Genomic DNA, 17,220 nt, shown 5'->3' with positions numbered 1-17,220 from the left:
AAAAAGCTCCTTCTTCGTGAGGAGCTTTTTCCTTTTGACACATTTTATGTTCGAGATTTATTCAGTCTACACGAAGCTGGTTCTACATGAATCAGCATTCGTTCAATTCCATTAAAGCCTTTCAAATGCTCTTCAATACTATCCGTAACATCATGACTTTCTTCTACAGTTAATGATGAAGGCACTTCAATAATGCAATCAACATGAACAGCGCTTCCATGATAACGGGCCCGTAAATCAGTCACACGGCTAACGCCATTCACTTCCATAATACGATCATGAATCTCCTGCCATTTCTCTTCTTCAAAGGCATCCATTAGGCTATCGACAGCCTGTTTTCCTACCACATATGCCGTCTTGATTATGAGTAAGCCGACGATGAGTGCCACTAAAGCATCTGCCCATAGCCAGCCCAACCTAGCTGTACCAATACCAATTAATGTTCCAATGCTGATAATCGCATCACTTCGATTATCATAAGCAGCAGCCATAACTGCCAGATTATCTGTTTCTTTACCAACCGCCATATTGTAAAGAGATAAGAGATATAGAATCAGGGCACCGCCAAAAGCTACATACATTGATAAAGGATCAGGAGCCATTACTTGTTCTTCTGGTCTCCATAATTTCATAAAAGCACCCTTTAACACATCTATCCCTACCACTGCCATCATAAAAGCGGCTAATAGGGCTGCTGTCGTTTCTGCACGAAAATGTCCATATCGATGATTGTGATCAGCTGGTTTCTGGGAAATATACATACCGATCATCAGGGTAATAGACGCCAACACATCTGATACGTTATTCCATCCATCTGCTGTCAATGCCTCAGACTGAGCAAACATACCAGCTACAATCTTGCTTACAGACAGGATCAAATAAAGAAAGATGCTAATCTTAATGGCTCTGCTTCCCTTTTTGTATTTCAGGAGCTTGGAGCTCCCTTCTATACTTTCCACAGTAAATTTCCTCCTCATACCGAACTTTCTATTCTAATGGTAACGATCCAAAAGCGTGTTAGTCCAGAGAAACGTTTTTGCAAAAAGGCAGGATTGCATCTATAAGGAAAAAGATTTGCATGAAGGAAACCCTATGTAAGCTAGATACAATTGGGCTTGTAGGAATGCAAGGCTCTGATTTTTGGGAAAGCCTTTTAACCGTTTCTTTATTAAAATTTGTATGTCAGTTCTTTCTGAGGATGTTACACACTACTTACATGCTATTGGATCACCTAAAAAATTCGTCATACTAGGACGTGGAAACAAAACCCAACCTCTAGATTTATTTATATCTTAAAGATACGAAAAATGTGAGCAGAACAAACGAATTTAATGGGTTTATGTGGAAATTCTTTCAGTCAATGATTGACAATCCATGCTTTATAACTAACGCGTAAGCCGTCTTTCTTTATAGCAACACAACAAAAAAGGGTAAGCATACCTATTAGATGTGACTAATAGGAGCCTACCCTTTGTCTTTATTCCATATATTAGCGAGCTGCTACGAAACGTTTGTTTACTTCATCCCAGTTAATCAAGTTCCAGAAAGCATTGATGTAGTCTGGACGTTTGTTTTGGTAGTTCAGGTAATAAGCATGCTCCCAAACGTCTAAGCCAAGAACAGGAGTTTTCCCTTCCATAATTGGGCTATCTTGGTTAGGAGTGGAAGTGATTGCTACTTTATCACCGTCTACAATTAGCCAAGCCCAACCAGAACCGAAACGGCCTGTAGCTGCTTTTGTAAACTCAGCTTTAAAGTTATCGTAGCTACCGAATGCAGCATTGATTGCATCAGCAATAGCACCTGTTGGGTTTCCACCGCCATTTGGGCTTAGGATTTCCCAGAATAAGCTATGGTTCGCATGTCCGCCACCATTGTTGCGTACGGCTGTGCGAATAGCTTCTGGAAGTGCATCCAGATTAGAAATTAATTCCTCTACGCTTTTACCTTGAAGATCAGCATTTCCTTCTAGGGCAGCATTTAAATTGTTAACGTAAGTAGCATGATGACGATCATGGTGGATTTCCATTGTTAATGCGTCAAAATGTGGTTCCAATGCATTGTTCGCATATGGTAGTGCAGGTAGTTGATGTGCCATTACAAAAACTCCTCCTTTATGTAAGTAAAAAGTCCTTTATGCTTGCTTTACTCCTTAATTATAGCGTAAACGACCGGATTAATGCAACTAAAATGTATTGAAAGTATAGTAAGGTATTTTACCCTACATTTACTGAATGCAGAACTCTTGCAAACCCGATCACTCATGATAAACTGTACATTATCAAATATTTCGCAATTAAATAAAGGAGTCTGACTTTCAAATGGAACTCGACATATCAACCATTGTTTTACTTGCTTTAATCGGATTTTTAGCTGCGTTTATTGATAGTTGCGTTGGTGGAGGCGGATTAATTTCTCTTCCTGCTTTACTGGGGTTAGGCCTTCCTCCTCATCTTGCGTTGGGAACAAATAAGCTCGCTGGCACCCTTTCATCCCTAACCAGCTCGATCACCTTCATTAGCATGGGGAAATTCGATAAGAAGCTAATGCTGATTCTCACACCCTTTTCCTTACTTGGTGCTTGGTTAGGTGCCCTAACGGTTCTAGATATTCCACAAGGCTTTCTCAACACGCTAGTTATTATTATGATGGGTCTTATCTTTGTTTATACTCTGCTAAACAAAAAGTTTGGCCATGAAGCAAATTTTAAAGGGTACACAACCTTTACGATTAGCTGGGGCATTTTATTTGCCTTTTTGATTGGTTTCTACGATGGTTTTTTCGGTCCCGGCACAGGCTCCTTCTTGATTTTCCTAATGGTGTTACTGTTCGGCTATGACTTTGTAATCGCTGCTGGCAACGGTCGTGTCCTCAATCTAGCCAGCAATATCTCGTCACTTGCTGTATTCATCTGGAATGGAAAGGTTCTTTTTTCTACTGGATTGGTTATGGGCTTAGCCATGATTTTAGGCGCAACTATTGGTGCCCGTGTGGCCGTTATGACTGGTGTTCGCTATGTGCGCCCGCTGTTTCTTCTCGTGTCAGTCTCTCTTATTACCAAAATGGTATATGAATTAATAATCAAATAAGAGCAAGCAAAACGGCGTGTACCACTTAGTGGTTACACGCCGTAATTTTTTACTAAAACAGGTTAACTTTCTCCTGTTTAATCGCTGAAGCATTTTTAGCTAATTGGGCACCAGTTCTCCCCGTTATTTTCCGTCCCTATGCTGCTTTATACGGGCAATGATTCCGTCCGTTAATAGGCCAATACCTGCACCGTAAAAAGGTGCTGCCATTCGAAATCCTGTCGGTAAATCTTTTAGAAAAAACAGTATGACTCCAATGATAAAGCCTAACATCATAAAGCGAATACGCGTGGAGCCCAAGCTACTTCCCTCCTATTTTGATTTAGGTTTAGGGAATTTGTTCGGCATCTTCATGTTTTTCATGTTGCGGCTCATTTGTTTTAGCTGCTTTTGATTTAAATTCATCCCCATAGAACGTGCCATGGTTTGAATTTGCTTTTCATCCATTTGCATGTTGGCTACTTGCTTTTTAAGATAGTGAACTCCACCATAGAACCCACCAGCTAAACCTAAGAGTAGCGTAACAATTGGAATAACCCAGTTGTACCACATGTTCCATTACCATCCTTTTTTAATATCTTATCCCGTCCATTTTACCATAAGAAGCTTTCCTGTCCATGTAGATTTGTGTCGTATGGTATGAAATGAGGCTAACTTTTTATGATAGGACTTGCATATACTGTGCTGAGGTGAAGAAAAATGACTGCTTTCGTCGTGATCGATCCTGGACATGGTGGCATTGATCCAGGAGGGGGAACCAACAGCTTGTTTAAAGAAAAGGACCTCGTTTTAAAAATTTCCCTTTATCAGCACCAACGCTTTTTAGAATTAAATGTTCCAGCTTTACTTACTCGCTCTACAGATATAACGCTTGAAAGCGACCAGCGTGCATCATCGGTTCGCAACAGCGGCGCACGATATTGCCTTTGTAATCATATTAATTCAGGCGGCGGTCGAGGTGCGGAAGGAATCTATTCTATTCACGCCTCCTCAGCCATGTCGCGTACTCTTTTCGAGGAAATTGAGACAGCCGGCATGCCTGTAAGGCGTATCTATACGCGTACTCTCCCCAATAATCCCCAACTTGATTACTATTTTATGCATCGAGACACAGGAAATGTGGAAACGGTCATAATCGAATATGGATTCGCAGACAATCCAATAGATGCTGAGTTTTTAAATACGAAGTGGAAGGAGCTAGCAGAAGCCATTGTTCGTGGCTTTTGTGAGTTTACCAATCTACCTTATACTCCCCCATTGACCACTTCACCAAAGCCTGAACCACCTGATGACTGGAAACAAGAGGCCGTTAACTGGCTTTATCAGGAAGGTATTTTGACCAATGAGGAATGGCGGCAAAACATTGATAAGCCTTTGCCGTTATGGGCAGAAGCCATCGTGCTGCGCCGTTTATACGAAAAGGTAATGAATAAATGATAATAGCTTTCACATGATCAAATAAAAGGAGACATTCCCATGAGCTTAGACATTGGTGCAATTATAGCCATCTCTATGGCGGCAACCTCTACGCTGTCCGACTGGTTACGTATTCCTGTGAAGTTAAGAGCTTGGACAACGCTAGGTTTTATTTTGCTACTAAAGCTGGGCTATGATTGGTTATACGGCCCTGTACCATTTATCTGGAAAGAGTCACTCATGCATGGAATTACAGCTGGACTAGCTGCCGTAGGAATTTATTCCACCACGAAAAACACCCAACAGCATATGAAACAGCTCAAAAATGATTGGAGCAATAATGAGCAAAACGCTAAAATTTTGTCGAATAATATTGATCTTACAAAGCCTGTCCTCTCGTCAGAAGATCAGGAAGCATTTCAGCCTTCTGTGCAGCCATTCACTCCATCCCAATCACAGGTTGCGCCCTTACAAGCACAGAGTCCAATAGATAAGCCTAGCACAGAACAGCAAACATCAGTAGAAATCGCATTGAACCAGCCTCTGCACTCCACCTCCGCCCCTTCTTCTAGCCTCTCCTCCGATCCAGTCAGCCTGTCTTCTACTAGCTTCAAATCGTCCAGTGAAGCATCTTTTACCGTATCTGCTCAGCCATCTCATGATTCCTCCGATAAAAAATCTTCCTACAAAGACTATGTCTAAAAGCGAGCCAAAGTTGACTGGCTCGCTTTTAGATACAGCTATTCCTTTTTCACATACCGTGTAAGAGGAGTATCCTCCAAGCCGGAATAATTGGTTTTGGCCAAAACGCTGATAAGCTCATCTTCTGGAAAACGATAAGCGGTTAATTTCCCTCCAAACACACATCCTTGATCAATATTAATCGCATTCTGCCTCTTACTTCGTTCTGGCTCTGGGCGAGGGTCATGCCCCCAAATGACTACCATATCCGATAAATGATCTACCGTCCAATCTTTGCGGATGGGCCTTCCATCTGGACCTAAGCCTGCAACATCTCCATATCGGCAAAAGTTCTGGATAGCAGGTGAATCCTCCCCAATATAACTGTCCTTAATACCGGCATGTACGGCAACCAGGGCCTTTTTACCTCGATATTTCACAATAATATGAGATGGTGCTGACATGAGTAATTGCAAGCTAGCATAGCGAAATTGAGCAGTGCGTCGGGCACCGTGCTCCACCTCGTAACGTGCAAATTGCTGTTCCACCAGCTCATCACCATGCGCCAGCGTGACCCTTCTCCCATCTAGCCACCGTGCAATTTTCCATCCATGATTGCTGTCTACCATCTCAGCTAGCCCTTCTTTAATATGCCTGATAAAAAAATCAAGCAGCTTAAGTGATTCAGGCCCTCTACTCGTAATATCCCCTAGTGACAATATCTTTCTTCCCATAGGATGTTTATATAGCTGATCCTTTGCATCGAACGTGTAACCGAGCACCGACAACAGTTCAATAAATTCTTCATAGCAACCATGTATATCTCCGATGACATCTACGCCGCTATTTGCTGTGAAGAATCTGGATCGCTTCGGTATAAACTTTTTCACGCGACCAACCCCACTATTTTCCATATTCTTATAGTATTACCCTAAGTAGTCCTTTTTGATAAGTAATATAAAGAAAAACCCGAAGACTCGCTCCGGATTTTGGTGGGTTGCTATTTTTATTACTGTAGTTGATGCTTATGGACATATATTGCCGCTTGTGTTCGATCTTCTACACCTAGCTTTGATAAAACATTACTTACATGTGTCTTTACCGTTTTAATACCAATAATTAATTCATCCGCGATCTCTTGATTCGATTTTCCCTGCCCGATTAACAACAGTACCTCCAACTCACGGGGTGTCAATTGCTGATGAGCCGGTGTCTGCGCGCCTGTACGGAACCTTGCCATGATCTTACTGGCTACCCGTGACTCTAATACAGGCTCACCGTCTACTGCGGCACGAATAGCTTTTACGATTTCAGATGCACGGGAGGTTTTTAACAGATAACTAAATGCTCCTGCTTCAATAACCGGATATACCTTCTCATCGTCAATAAAGCTGGTAAGTACAATAACCTTCGTCTGCGGCAACACTTCCCGAACTTTCCTTGTTGCCTCAATGCCTCCCATGCCTTCCATGACTAAATCCATGAGTACGACATCCGGTTGCATTTCCTCAACCAGACGCACCCCTTCTTCCCCGCTTGAAGCCTCCCCTACTACTTCTATATCATCTTCTGTGGATAAATAAGAAGCGAGTCCCATACGCACCATCTCATGATCATCTACTAACAATACCCGGATCATTCTCTCCATCTACTCCTTTTGGGTGTACGTCCAGCAATAACGGGACGCGTATTTCGATCTGTGTGCCATTGCCTGGGGATGAGTAAATCTCCATTGCACCACCAATTTCATCAACCCTCTCACGCATGGACACCAATCCATAGGAGGTCATTTTTTCTCCTTCTGGATCAAAGCCAATACCATCATCCGCAATGCGTAAACGTACATGCCCTTGCAACGTGAATAATTTTACTGTAATGCTATGTGCCCTTGAATGACGCAAGGAGTTGGATAGTGCTTCCTGAAGAATGCGAAACAGTTGATCTTCAATACCATTCGGGATATTGGCAATGTTACTGATTTCCCAATTAATATCCAACGTATGCTTGATCTTCAGCTCTTCTAATAGCTCCTCAACCGCTTCATCCAGTGATTTGTTTTGTAATGTAGCCGGACGCAAATGCAACAGTAATGCTCTCATCTCTGCCTGAGCTCCTGCTGCCATTTCCTCTACCAGTTCAATCTGCTGTGCCGCTCGACTCGGATTTTTATCAATTAACCGTTTGATAGCAGCAGTGGTCATCGCGATAGCAAACAGTTGCTGACTGACAGCATCATGCAATTCACGTGCAAGCCGCTGGCGCTCCTCTGTCACCGCGGCAGCTTTAACCTGATCATGCAATTCTGCATTATGCGTGGAGAGTCGCTGTAACGATGCCACTTGCCCCTCCCATTTAGCTGCAAGTCGATTTAACTGCCAGCCCAATTCGCCAATCTCATCCGAGCCTAATTCCGGTACCCGATAAGATAACATACCGCGTTCTAAATTCATCGTCGCCTCCCATAAGGAATGCAGACGCTTTTTTAACAGATTGCCAGCGATATAACCGCTGACTAGCCCAACAACTGTAGCCACTACTAATCCTACAACCAATTGAAAAAAGAAAATACGCCAGCTAAATTCAACGGTCACTGATACATGTAGATATTTAGCCAACCACTCATTGACCTCCGGACGATCCTTACTAAAATGACCGATCCATAGGAAAATACCAAACATCGTCAATACCGTGCTGTTTGTCCAGAACAGCGCTTGTTGAACCGCCTGCCACTGAATACTTTTTAATGTCGAATAGGATTGTTTCATATGTCTGTACACCCTCTCATCAGATGTACTTGACATCAATATCGCCCACCCAGAGCGAAATGATGATTTTTACTTTTTCAGTAGCTTCTGCGTAGTTATGAGTGGACAGCATCACCTTACGCGTAATCCCATTTTGACGATGGCCTAGTACTTCCAATTCTCCAATAGTCACCTCTGCCATCACCTGTACTGGCATATCGACCGGAACATAGATCGTGACATCTCCAATCCAGCCGTTGATGACTAGTGTACCTTCCTTTTCAGGAATGACAGCACGGGACAGATCAATAACCACATCGCCGATCCCCTGCCAAATCCGCATATTTTTTAGCTCAAAACGACCAGAAATCAATTTATAATCACCAATTAACGAGCTACGTGTATCCTGTGGATTATGAATGTGTACGTGATCGTAAAACGTCTTATCAAAGCTTTTATGAAAGGATTTATCGCTAGATTTGTGCTGTTCTCTATGCGTGCCTTCTTGAGCCGAAATTGGTTCATCAGGCCCCGTATCAGAATAATAAGAACCAGAATAGCATTCGCCTTCAATTTTAGGCCCAAACTTTGAATAGGACTCCTTCTTTGCCTTTTGATTATTCTGCTCGCCTGTATAAAAGCTTTGACTCGTAGGCTGTGTCTGAATATCTGCCTGCTTTTTTTCTTGTGCCTTTTTCCGCTGACTCTCCTTAAGTAACGCATCCATTTCAAGATCGAGATCATCTTGCTTAGCTGTGTCTGCTGATTGAGAATAAGCGGTTGTTTCTTGCAGCTTCTCTTCTGTATAAGTAAAGTCTTGGCCAAAATCATTCTGATTTCGACCTTTACGACGTATTAATCGAATGCCATAGTAAATAAAGAACATGGAAAAAATAAAGCCGAACAAATTATGAATGGCAATACCAAACCATTCCTGAAAAATATTAAGAATACCAATGGTTAATAAGATACCACCGGTAATTTTTCTTCCTCTTTTCCAAAATCGATACCCCCAAAAAATAAAGAGCAGAGGCCATAAGGAAAAAATGCTGAAAAAAATCAGCCCTAAATTATTGAGGAAGAGGCCTAAACCGACAAAGATGATAATGGTACCTGCCACCATTTTTTCTACGCGAGAAAATTTCAAACGAAGCCTACTCCTCTCTCAACTGATTTTTATCTTTTCTTACATACATAGACAAAAGCTGGTGGGATATTAAACGGGGTAAATTTAATATCTACCGTAGAAAATCGCGATTCCAGTTCATTCTTCAGTTGCAAGGAGTACTGAAAGGTAACAAAAACCCCATCCGGTTCAAGGGATTCTACCACACAATCTAAGATATCACTGCGTAGCTTTTCAGGGAAAACAGCAAATGGCAGTCCAGAAACAATAGCATCCAGTGAAGGAATATTTAATTCATTCATATACTCTGATAATCTGACCGCCTCCGAGCAAATTGGTACCTGAGGAAAACGATGATGCAGCATTTGCTGGAATTGTGGATCACGCTCCACGATAAAAAACCGTGCATCCTTCTTCATCTGAGTAAGAATAGCACGTGTAAAAACACCGGTTCCTGGCCCCAATTCGGCAATATGTCCTACTTGCTCCCATGGAACATTTTTCATCATTAGACTACTTAAAAAACGCGAACTGGGGATCACGCTCCCTACTTGTCCCGGTCGCGAGACAAAGCGTCTCAGAAACACAAGTAAATCTGACATCTAGTAAACCCTCCTAGGGGAAAAGCAGCCCTAAACAGGGCTGCTGTGTGTAATAATATCTAGTTCTTTGTTGCTGACTCTATTTCTTCCCTATTTTCAGTGGATTTTCCTGCCAACTTCTCCTTTAATTTTGCTAATTCATAATCTAACTCGTCTTTTTTGTCCAGCTTTTTCAATGAACGGTGGTATTCAGAGTCCTCATACATACCACTCATGCTAGCTTCCGCTTCCATTTGCATTACTTTTTCCTCCATACGATGAAAACCGCGAGCCGCATTTTCAACACCTATGCCTGTTACATAAGAGTTTACTTGCTTTTGTGTACGGGCTACTTGAGCTCTGGACATTAACATATACTTTTTCGCACGCATTTTATAGAACTCTTCTTTTAGTTCAGCTAATTTTTCACGCATTTGCTGGGCAGCATTACTAGATGAATCCAATAATTCTTTTAATTCGAGTGCACGTGATTCGTATGTCTTCTGATCCAATAAAGCACGTCTAGCCAATTCGTCCTCGCCTTCAGTAAGAGCAAGCATTACTTGGCGCTCGCGTTTAGTTGCTAAAGTATTCGCCTCTTCATATTGTTGGCGGAATTTCTTCTCCTGAGCCACCTGACGAGCTACCGCTACTTCTACCCGACCAATCTCCGCTTCCATATCACGCATGTATTGTGTAAGCATAACAACCGGATCTTCTATGGAATCAATCGCATTATTTACGGAAGCCACCGTTACATCACGCAGTCTTTTAAAAATACTCATTTTAGAATTCCTCCTTAGAGTTTATCATTTTTTGGTTTTTGTAATCAAAACAAATCCTTATGTTGACGTTTCTTTAACTCGTTTTCCCAACGATCTAGCTTATCTTCACGCAATACACTTTGGGCCCATTCTCTCTCCCACATCGATGGAGTTGATTCATACGGAGCCGTATGTCGTTGGCCTTTCATAAGCTTACATCCAAAGTAGATGATCGCAATCGCTAGCAAGCAACCAAATAGCAAGCTCAATTTATTTAAGAGCATTAATAGCCCGAAGAGGAAAACAAATATTCCCCATCCTTTATTTCCTGTTGAGCCAGCGCTTAACACCTTTTTGCAACCATAGACCATTAACAGTCCTGCGATAAACATGGGGATTAACCTGTCGATTCCTAGCCCTAGTTTGTCAAGCAATACCAGTACCCCTACGACAATCAGCGTAAGCCCCAGAAATAATTTTCCGGATTGCCCTTGCAAGTGTTTTCCCTCCTTTTTTCATTCGCTTGTTGTTCATGACCTTATTGTAGTCGACCCTGAAATAATCTATAACGGGCGAGCGGATGGTTTTCGACTCAGCCCTGAGTCGGAGAGAATGTCCATCCTTGAAAGGAAAGATAGATTACCCTATTACATAGATAGGAAAATTAGATAAAGCAACAGGAAACGACAGAAATTTTCACCTTGTTTCTACTAATAGAAAATAGAAGAGAAATGTCACTCTTATCAAAAATAGATAAGACGGGTATTCTCCAAAAAGATTACTTAAAAATATGTCGAAATGGTGAACTTTAATATAAAAAAAAGGGAAATCGCGACGAAAGTAGAATTTAATCTCTCTGTGTAAAAAAAAATCGAAAATTAGCCGAACTCCAGACAATGGAAACGGGGGAACCAAACTTTGGGGTGAATAGCTGTTCTTTCAAAACAGCTTAGGGAAACCTTTCGACCGAACCCATCAGCTAACCTCGGAGGCTTAAAAGGAAGGGGCTCTTTCGTTGCGTAAGTTTGTGTGTTCCATACTAACGACTGCATTACTAGCCGTGGGTGGAGGTTCTGTATTCGCATCCTCCGACTCATTAGACAAGACCATCAATCCTTTGTATGGCGTACCTTACAAAGCAGCCGGTAAATCTACTTACGGTTTTGATTGCTCCGGATTTACTGGATACGTGTTTGGGGCTTTAGGTGCAAAACTTCCAGCTTCTTCTTCTGCCCAATTTGAAATCGGGGAATCAGTAGATCGAGAAGACCTGAAACCAGGAGATTTAGTGTTTTTTAACACGAATGGAAGAAGCATCTCACACGTAGGCATCTATATTGGAAACAATATGTTTGCTCACTCGGAAACAGGAATTGGAGTAACGAAGACAAGCCTTGATGATCCCTACTATTGGAGCAAAAAATACGTAGGCGCTAAACGTGTAGCAATTCCAGAAATGGAAGACTAAAATCTTTTTCACGGAAGCTGAAAAAGAAGCACAACCTTTTTATACAAAAGCCAGGGACATGAGTCTCTGGCTTTTTCTGACTATAATTAGTACCAGCTCACATGATAAGACTATATCTTTCCTTATATTTAATTGTGCCATACACCCCTATCCATGATATGATGAAATTAACTGCATTTCGTAGAAACTAGGAGGGTCTCCCTTGAAAGATCATATTTTTGTCGTGGACGATAACCAAGAGATTGTCGATCTGCTCCAAGATATTCTTGAGAATGAAGGTTTTGACGTTTCTCATGCTAATAGTGGAGAAGAAGCACTTGCAAAGCTAGATAGCGGGCTAACCCCCAACCTCATTTTACTTGATATCATGATGCCACATATGAGCGGATATGAACTATGCGCGCAAATTCGCCGTGAACGGGAAATGCCTATCATTTTCTTAAGTGCAAAAGGTAAACCAGTAGATAAAGTTGTAGGACTAGAAATCGGTGCTGATGACTATATCACCAAGCCTTTTGATACGGAAGAATTGTTGGCTCGCATCCGTGCTCATCTTCGCCGCTATGACCGTTTGAGAAAATTAACTGCCCAGAATGAACAACTAGACAAGGAAGCTGGAAATTCAGCTCTCACCATCTTAAAATTCAAAGGGTTGGAAATTCATAAGGAAACTTACTCTGTCTATGCAGGGGAAAATAAAATTGATTTATCTACAAAAGAATTTCAATTATTAACCTTTCTAGCAGAGAATCCAGGTATTGTTTTTACCCGAGAGCAAATCTATGATCGCGTATGGGGCTATGGTTATGGCTCACTTAATACTGTTACGGTACATATTAAGAACCTGCGCGAAAAGCTAGAAACTGAACGCACATTTATTAAAACACAATGGGGAACTGGTTACGTCTTTATTGGGGAGCGTATCTAATTCGTGAAAATCAGCAATAAAATACTGCTCGCCTTTTTAGCTGTCATCGTGATTCATATTTTGGCCTATCGCTTTGTTTTTCAAAACATTATTGTGGATCAGCTTAAAACAGATCGCCACGAGCAGTTTTTGCTGGGAAAAGAAGTGGCTGAGAGAGTCAGCTTTAATGAAGTGATTCGTCGTTCCTTGTTTAAAGATCCCAATGAATTAAAAGAATTAACGAAACAGTTACCAGAAGACCTGATGTATACGATTGTGGTAGAGGATGAGAATGGACATGCCATTACCACGAAAACCTCCGAAGCCTATAATGCAAAAGGCAAAGGATTAAAAAAGGTAATAGCAGAGTATTCCATTGATCGTAGTGCTCCTGTACAAGGTAGGACTGTTGTTCGATTTTATACAGATGATTATGATATTCTCTCTTCTAAAGGAGTTACCATGATCATTGTGTATATTTATGTCAGCTTAATTTTCATAGGTATTATTCTATTTATTGTGGTCATTCGTTGGATACTCCGCCCTGTTAATGAGCTTTCTCGTGTTACTCAGGAAATTAAGCTAGGCAAACGAGATGTTGCCTTTTCTTATCAATCTACCGATGAATTTGGGCAACTATTCCGCTATTTCGATGACATGGTGGAAGAGCTCAATTTTGTCGAGGAACGACAACAAGAATTGATGGCTGCGATTGCGCATGATTTTCGCACGCCTTTAACTACAATCAAGGGGTACGCCTCTTATATTGCTTCAGGTCGGGTTACCGATCTTGAGCGAATACAGAAGCAGATGGCAAAAATAGAAGACAAGGCTCTTGATTTGGAAAACCTATTGGATGAGCTACAGGATCATAATCAATTGATGGGTCGTTTTCCACTCAACCTAACTCGTATTCATATCCGAACATTCGCTAGCAACATCGCTGAGGAATACGCCACCCGTCTGGAGCAAAGCCCCATCAGCTTTTCCAGTAAATTCCGCGTTTCTGATTCCTTACATATGGAGGCGGATGAGCAAAAGCTACGACGTGTTTTAGAAAACCTACTAAATAACGCGATACATTATAATAAACCTGATGGAAGTATCCTGTTTACCTGTGATATGGGAAACAATGAGGTGAGCTTCTCTGTCATTGATAAAGGGGACGGTATCGCAGAAGAAGATTTATCGAAAATCTTCACCAAATTCTACCGTGCGGAAAAATCACGTAATCGCAATAGTGGTGGTACAGGATTAGGCTTAACAATTTGCCAGCGACTTGTTGAACGGCATTCTGGAAAAATCACGGTAAGCAGTCAGGTAGGTATAGGAAGCGCCTTTACCGTAACCATTCCGCTTAAACAGAAAAAAACAGCTCCTGATATACCTGTACCACAGGATTAGGAGAACCAATCGTTTTTCCTACAGGATAATCGACTAAGAAGGTCACTATAAAAAATACCGCATCCGAGCTACTAACTTGGATGCGGTATTTTTTTATGGCTGTGTTATCGGTTCCTTACTGCCATACAGACGGTATCCCCGGATTATGCCTCTCGTTCCTCAAGTAATCGCAAGGATTCAATACAATACTCCACAATTTCATTTATATCAGGGATATTTCCTTCATCGATTTTCCGATGAAAATCCAGTTTAATTCGTACCTGAAATTGTTCAGGCGGCCATCTAAATTCCTGATGCTCATCTACTGTAAACATGACCTGTTGTGTGATATGCGGTCGATGGCCCCAAATTTCATTTAACAAATCAATTACTTGAACAGATTCGTAGCGTACATCCCTCATTGATACATCGAAATGAATGCATATCCGACAGCCCATCGGTACAGCAAGCGTTTGCTCTAACTGCTCACTTGCGATATCCGCTAGTTCTGTTGAGAGCTGAATTTCGGCAGTAACCTTATGCCTGCTATCGTCTTCCTTGGAAGACAATAAATGAAATTGAATATGAAAATAGCGTCCAAATTTAGCCAAATCAACAGCATCTACTCGATTTATTACCAAAATATCGCCATCCAAATCATGATCATAAACAGCGCCTTCTAATACAACCTTTATATTGTCATAAATAATTGGATGAAACATCAAATAGCTCCTCTCCATATTCTGTTCTTAGAATGCCCTGTTTTTTTGGCTGGTGCAAGTAAAACGAAAAGAAAAATGAATGACTTCAATCCTTTTCTCATTAACAGCTACATTCATACACAAAATGTATACCAATAAAAAAAAGCCACTCTGCTTGACTGGCAGAATGGCTTAAGAAAGGGTGTGTATAGGGAGAAAAGAAAGGGTTCCATAAAAGAGTATTTTATTGCAAATTGATTAAGCTTCTACGATGATGTACTTCTTCTCGGAGCACTCCAAGCATTCGGACATATAGGATTCGGCTTGTTCTGCAATCGGTTGACCACAGCATTCACATTGTTTTGGTCCCAATGTAGCAAAGAAATGAGTCAATTTCTCCATGTTAATCGCCTCCGTATGTTTTCGTGCTTCAATTGTCATTTGTTGATTTTATTGTACTACAACAGTCTCTAAATAAAAAATCTTGTTATATCACATTTTACAGCGATTATCCGGTATTTGGTTACCCTATCTCTCGAATACTCTTTATTTCTCTGTATTAATACTATTTTTACTAAATAACACTGTTATAATACAAGAAATAATATCCAGTGCTGAAAAGGACTGGGTAAACAACAGGTTACTACACCTAGAAGGAAAGGAAAAATGAATTCGTGCTTACTAATTTTTTGTGTAGCGTCTAAATGAAAACTTGCTTGAACCTGCCCTCTTCTCCCGTCATGACGTAATAGATTAACATGGATGCCTTTGATTTTTTGACATTATAGTAAGGTTTCTATATAATGAATGATAGTCATTCATTTTTGAAAGGGAGGTAATCAACATAGCTAACACTTCTGACGATAAATACAATAAAATTTTAAAAGCTGCTATTGACGTCATTTCAGAAAAAGGACTCGATAAGACTTCCATTTCAAATATCGTACAAAAAGCAGGAGTTGCACAAGGAACCTTCTATTTATATTTTTCGTCTAAGAAAGCCTTAATTCCAGCCATTGCAGATAATCTTCTCACCATCACTTTAGAAAGAATTAAAGAAAATATTCAAGGGAAAGAAAACTTTTGGGACGTCTTAGAGGTTGTGATTGACGAAACCTTTCACATAACCGATTCTTACAAAGACATTATTGTCCTTTGCTATTCCGGTCTTGCCATCGACCATTCAATGGAGAAATGGGAAGCGATATACCGTCCCTATTATCATTTGTTTGAAGTTATCTTAAACAAAGCCATAAACGATAACGAGATTATCAGTGATATTAATATCGAGCGAATGGCAAAAATGATTATTAACCTTGTTGAGAATGCGGCTGAACGATTTTATATAGGGCGTGATCAGGAAGATACTGTGGATATAGTTAAGGCTGAGACCTATAACTTCATCAAGAGATCACTGTTACAAAGTAAATAAAGCTATCAGGTATGTGCCATATTTTTTTTAAGACAAAAATGACTGACATTCATTCATTTCTTAGTGATAAAGCATAACCGTTACGCGACTCTTCATTCTAAGTGTAATTTCATTAGAACCTACAGACAATAAAAGCAAAGAAGTACATGAAGAAGAGGCCGATTACGTAACTAATTCTTTGTGCTTTTACCGAGCATTTTGAAATGAGTGATTTACCATTTAAAAAAAGGAATGATTGTTTATGAATAGAGCTTGGATTTATGTCATGTTAACTTGTTTATTCGAATTGCTTTGGGTTTATGCTTTTAACGTGGCAGCAGCATGGTGGCATTGGGCTATTGTGGTTGTCATTATTATTGCAGATTTTTATCTACTCTCTAAAGCATGCGAAACATTACCAACGGGTACAGTTTATGCTATTTTCGCAGCAGCAGGTACAGTAGGCACTGCCCTTATGGATATTTTTATCTTTGAAGGGATATTCAGCTTGGCAAAAGGTCTATTTATGGGGCTTCTAGTCATTGGCGTGATCTCATTAAAGCTTGCAGACAATAAAGGCGGAAACACACAAGGGAAAGGAGCTGCTTAATTATGGGTTGGTTATTTGTTTTTCTAGCGGCAATATTTGAATTAATGGGAGTAATAGGCTTAAAGAGATTTAGTACAAATAAAACTTTGATAAATACCGCTCTTTTCTTTGGAGGGTTCGGTGCATCTTTTGCCTTTCTTTACACAGCTCTTCAATATCTTCAGTTAAGTGTAGCCTATGCCGTTTGGATTGGTGTGGGAACAGCCGGTGCAGTACTAGTGAATATGATTTTTTTCAATGAGTCAAAGAGCATAGGACGTATTATAAGCCTCATCATCATTGTCATCGGTGTAACTGGACTCAAAGCAGTGTCTTAACCTACAGTCCTATCGAGTAAAA

At 40.8% G+C, this 17,220-nt stretch carries 22 protein-coding genes and 1 riboswitch; of the genes, 9 read left to right on the top strand and 13 right to left on the bottom strand.

The window, feature by feature from the left end:
- Window positions 1–44: 44 nt before the first annotated feature.
- Window positions 45–959 carry a cation diffusion facilitator family transporter gene (locus tag O0550_RS20340; RefSeq protein WP_258427154.1) on the bottom strand — a complete coding sequence of 305 codons (915 nt, stop codon included), beginning with the start codon at window positions 957–959 and terminating at the stop codon, window positions 45–47.
- Between the two features lie 530 nt (window positions 960–1,489).
- A complete protein-coding gene (locus tag O0550_RS20335) occupies window positions 1,490–2,098 on the bottom strand; it encodes a superoxide dismutase (RefSeq protein WP_258427153.1) in 609 nt (202 codons plus the stop codon).
- Window positions 2,099–2,321: 223 nt separating this feature from the next.
- On the opposite strand from O0550_RS20335, the gene O0550_RS20330 reads away from it, so the two are divergent.
- Complete coding sequence (locus O0550_RS20330; protein ID WP_003344093.1) at window positions 2,322–3,089, top strand: TSUP family transporter; 768 nt, start codon at window positions 2,322–2,324, stop codon at window positions 3,087–3,089.
- Window positions 3,090–3,212: 123 nt separating this feature from the next.
- On the opposite strand, the gene O0550_RS20325 is transcribed toward O0550_RS20330, so the two are convergent.
- Both O0550_RS20325 and O0550_RS20320 read right to left on the bottom strand, forming a co-directional pair.
- Entirely contained in the window at window positions 3,213–3,389 is a 177-nt protein-coding gene (locus tag O0550_RS20325) for a hypothetical protein (RefSeq protein ID WP_022585652.1), read from the bottom strand.
- A gap of 12 nt (window positions 3,390–3,401) precedes the next feature.
- Window positions 3,402–3,641 (bottom strand): YneF family protein, encoded by a 240-nt coding sequence (locus O0550_RS20320; RefSeq protein WP_003335431.1) that lies wholly within the window; start codon window positions 3,639–3,641, stop codon window positions 3,402–3,404.
- A gap of 147 nt (window positions 3,642–3,788) precedes the next feature.
- Here O0550_RS20320 and O0550_RS20315 point away from each other — a divergent pair, with 147 nt between their 5' ends.
- Together O0550_RS20315 and O0550_RS20310 are read left to right on the top strand one after the other, a co-directional pair.
- On the top strand, window positions 3,789–4,526 hold the full coding sequence (locus tag O0550_RS20315) for an N-acetylmuramoyl-L-alanine amidase (protein ID WP_022585653.1): 738 nt from the start codon (window positions 3,789–3,791) through the stop codon (window positions 4,524–4,526).
- Window positions 4,527–4,565: 39 nt separating this feature from the next.
- A complete protein-coding gene (locus O0550_RS20310; RefSeq protein WP_258427152.1) occupies window positions 4,566–5,207 on the top strand; it encodes a hypothetical protein in 642 nt (213 codons plus the stop codon).
- Between the two features lie 38 nt (window positions 5,208–5,245).
- Here the strand turns inward: O0550_RS20310 and prpE are convergent, their stop codons facing one another.
- The 7 genes from prpE to O0550_RS20275 form a co-directional block, all read right to left on the bottom strand.
- Window positions 5,246–6,100 (bottom strand): bis(5'-nucleosyl)-tetraphosphatase PrpE, encoded by an 855-nt coding sequence (gene prpE / locus O0550_RS20305; protein WP_258427151.1) that lies wholly within the window; start codon window positions 6,098–6,100, stop codon window positions 5,246–5,248.
- Window positions 6,101–6,195: 95 nt separating this feature from the next.
- Entirely contained in the window at window positions 6,196–6,825 is a 630-nt protein-coding gene (locus tag O0550_RS20300) for a response regulator (protein WP_003344084.1), read from the bottom strand.
- The gene (locus O0550_RS20295) at window positions 6,800–7,951 is read right to left on the bottom strand and encodes a HAMP domain-containing sensor histidine kinase (RefSeq protein WP_003344082.1); all 1,152 of its coding nucleotides are present in this window, start codon (window positions 7,949–7,951) and stop codon (window positions 6,800–6,802) included. The genes O0550_RS20300 and O0550_RS20295 overlap by 26 nt, the downstream gene beginning before the upstream one ends.
- A gap of 19 nt (window positions 7,952–7,970) precedes the next feature.
- Window positions 7,971–9,077 (bottom strand): cell wall-active antibiotics response protein LiaF, encoded by a 1,107-nt coding sequence (liaF, locus tag O0550_RS20290; RefSeq protein WP_101667442.1) that lies wholly within the window; start codon window positions 9,075–9,077, stop codon window positions 7,971–7,973.
- Window positions 9,078–9,106: 29 nt separating this feature from the next.
- Window positions 9,107–9,658, bottom strand: a complete 552-nt coding sequence (locus O0550_RS20285) for a class I SAM-dependent methyltransferase (protein ID WP_003335439.1) — start codon at window positions 9,656–9,658, stop codon at window positions 9,107–9,109.
- A 59-nt stretch (window positions 9,659–9,717) separates the two neighbouring features.
- A complete protein-coding gene (locus O0550_RS20280) occupies window positions 9,718–10,422 on the bottom strand; it encodes a PspA/IM30 family protein (protein ID WP_003344077.1) in 705 nt (234 codons plus the stop codon).
- Window positions 10,423–10,466: 44 nt separating this feature from the next.
- Entirely contained in the window at window positions 10,467–10,898 is a 432-nt protein-coding gene (locus tag O0550_RS20275; protein ID WP_003344075.1) for a LiaF transmembrane domain-containing protein, read from the bottom strand.
- A gap of 373 nt (window positions 10,899–11,271) precedes the next feature.
- Window positions 11,272–11,410: riboswitch (cyclic di-AMP (ydaO/yuaA leader) on the top strand.
- Window positions 11,411–11,416: 6 nt separating this feature from the next.
- On the opposite strand from O0550_RS20275, the gene O0550_RS20270 reads away from it, so the two are divergent.
- From O0550_RS20270 to O0550_RS20260, 3 genes are all read left to right on the top strand, one after another.
- On the top strand, window positions 11,417–11,869 hold the full coding sequence (locus O0550_RS20270; RefSeq protein WP_003335442.1) for a C40 family peptidase: 453 nt from the start codon (window positions 11,417–11,419) through the stop codon (window positions 11,867–11,869).
- A gap of 202 nt (window positions 11,870–12,071) precedes the next feature.
- Window positions 12,072–12,797, top strand: coding sequence for a response regulator transcription factor (locus O0550_RS20265; RefSeq protein WP_003344073.1), 726 nt, complete (start codon window positions 12,072–12,074; stop codon window positions 12,795–12,797).
- Window positions 12,798–12,800: 3 nt separating this feature from the next.
- On the top strand, window positions 12,801–14,180 hold the full coding sequence (locus O0550_RS20260) for a sensor histidine kinase (RefSeq protein ID WP_003335444.1): 1,380 nt from the start codon (window positions 12,801–12,803) through the stop codon (window positions 14,178–14,180).
- Window positions 14,181–14,323: 143 nt separating this feature from the next.
- Here O0550_RS20260 and O0550_RS20255 read toward each other — a convergent pair whose 3' ends face one another.
- Window positions 14,324–14,881 carry a hypothetical protein gene (locus tag O0550_RS20255; protein WP_003344070.1) on the bottom strand — a complete coding sequence of 186 codons (558 nt, stop codon included), beginning with the start codon at window positions 14,879–14,881 and terminating at the stop codon, window positions 14,324–14,326.
- A gap of 237 nt (window positions 14,882–15,118) precedes the next feature.
- On the bottom strand, window positions 15,119–15,262 hold the full coding sequence (gene yhfH / locus O0550_RS20250; RefSeq protein ID WP_003344066.1) for a protein YhfH: 144 nt from the start codon (window positions 15,260–15,262) through the stop codon (window positions 15,119–15,121).
- Window positions 15,263–15,704: 442 nt separating this feature from the next.
- On the opposite strand from yhfH, the gene O0550_RS20245 reads away from it, so the two are divergent.
- The 3 genes from O0550_RS20245 (at window position 15,705) to O0550_RS20235 (ending at window position 17,198) form a co-directional block, all read left to right on the top strand.
- Window positions 15,705–16,292 carry a TetR/AcrR family transcriptional regulator gene (locus O0550_RS20245; RefSeq protein WP_258427165.1) on the top strand — a complete coding sequence of 196 codons (588 nt, stop codon included), beginning with the start codon at window positions 15,705–15,707 and terminating at the stop codon, window positions 16,290–16,292.
- 241 nt (window positions 16,293–16,533) lie between these two features.
- Window positions 16,534–16,881, top strand: a complete 348-nt coding sequence (locus O0550_RS20240; RefSeq protein WP_258427150.1) for a DMT family transporter — start codon at window positions 16,534–16,536, stop codon at window positions 16,879–16,881.
- Window positions 16,882–16,883: 2 nt separating this feature from the next.
- Entirely contained in the window at window positions 16,884–17,198 is a 315-nt protein-coding gene (locus O0550_RS20235) for a DMT family transporter (protein WP_003335451.1), read from the top strand.
- Window positions 17,199–17,220: the final 22 nt, after the last annotated feature.

It is taken from the genome of Brevibacillus halotolerans (genome assembly GCF_026891775.1).
Classification (GTDB): domain Bacteria; phylum Bacillota; class Bacilli; order Brevibacillales; family Brevibacillaceae; genus Brevibacillus_B; species Brevibacillus_B halotolerans.
Note: the sequence above shows the minus strand (reverse complement) of the source record. Positions and strands in the feature narration are given on the sequence as shown.

Excerpts from the sequence above, each read along its gene's own strand:
- O0550_RS20235 (WP_003335451.1), top strand. The coding sequence starts at position 16,884 with ATGGGTTGGTTATTTGTTTTTCTAGCGGCAATATTTGAATTAATGGGA.
- O0550_RS20310 (WP_258427152.1), top strand. The coding sequence starts at position 4,566 with ATGAGCTTAGACATTGGTGCAATTATAGCCATCTCTATGGCGGCAACC.
- yhfH (WP_003344066.1), bottom strand. The coding sequence starts at position 15,262 with ATGGAGAAATTGACTCATTTCTTTGCTACATTGGGACCAAAACAATGT.
- O0550_RS20315 (WP_022585653.1), top strand. The coding sequence starts at position 3,789 with ATGACTGCTTTCGTCGTGATCGATCCTGGACATGGTGGCATTGATCCA.
- O0550_RS20330 (WP_003344093.1), top strand. The coding sequence starts at position 2,322 with ATGGAACTCGACATATCAACCATTGTTTTACTTGCTTTAATCGGATTT.
- O0550_RS20280 (WP_003344077.1), bottom strand. The coding sequence starts at position 10,422 with ATGAGTATTTTTAAAAGACTGCGTGATGTAACGGTGGCTTCCGTAAAT.
- O0550_RS20300 (WP_003344084.1), bottom strand. The coding sequence starts at position 6,825 with ATGATCCGGGTATTGTTAGTAGATGATCATGAGATGGTGCGTATGGGA.
- O0550_RS20240 (WP_258427150.1), top strand. The coding sequence starts at position 16,534 with ATGAATAGAGCTTGGATTTATGTCATGTTAACTTGTTTATTCGAATTG.
- prpE (WP_258427151.1), bottom strand. The coding sequence starts at position 6,100 with ATGGAAAATAGTGGGGTTGGTCGCGTGAAAAAGTTTATACCGAAGCGA.
- O0550_RS20335 (WP_258427153.1), bottom strand. The coding sequence starts at position 2,098 with ATGGCACATCAACTACCTGCACTACCATATGCGAACAATGCATTGGAA.
- O0550_RS20255 (WP_003344070.1), bottom strand. The coding sequence starts at position 14,881 with ATGTTTCATCCAATTATTTATGACAATATAAAGGTTGTATTAGAAGGC.
- O0550_RS20295 (WP_003344082.1), bottom strand. The coding sequence starts at position 7,951 with ATGAAACAATCCTATTCGACATTAAAAAGTATTCAGTGGCAGGCGGTT.
- O0550_RS20320 (WP_003335431.1), bottom strand. The coding sequence starts at position 3,641 with ATGTGGTACAACTGGGTTATTCCAATTGTTACGCTACTCTTAGGTTTA.
- O0550_RS20285 (WP_003335439.1), bottom strand. The coding sequence starts at position 9,658 with ATGTCAGATTTACTTGTGTTTCTGAGACGCTTTGTCTCGCGACCGGGA.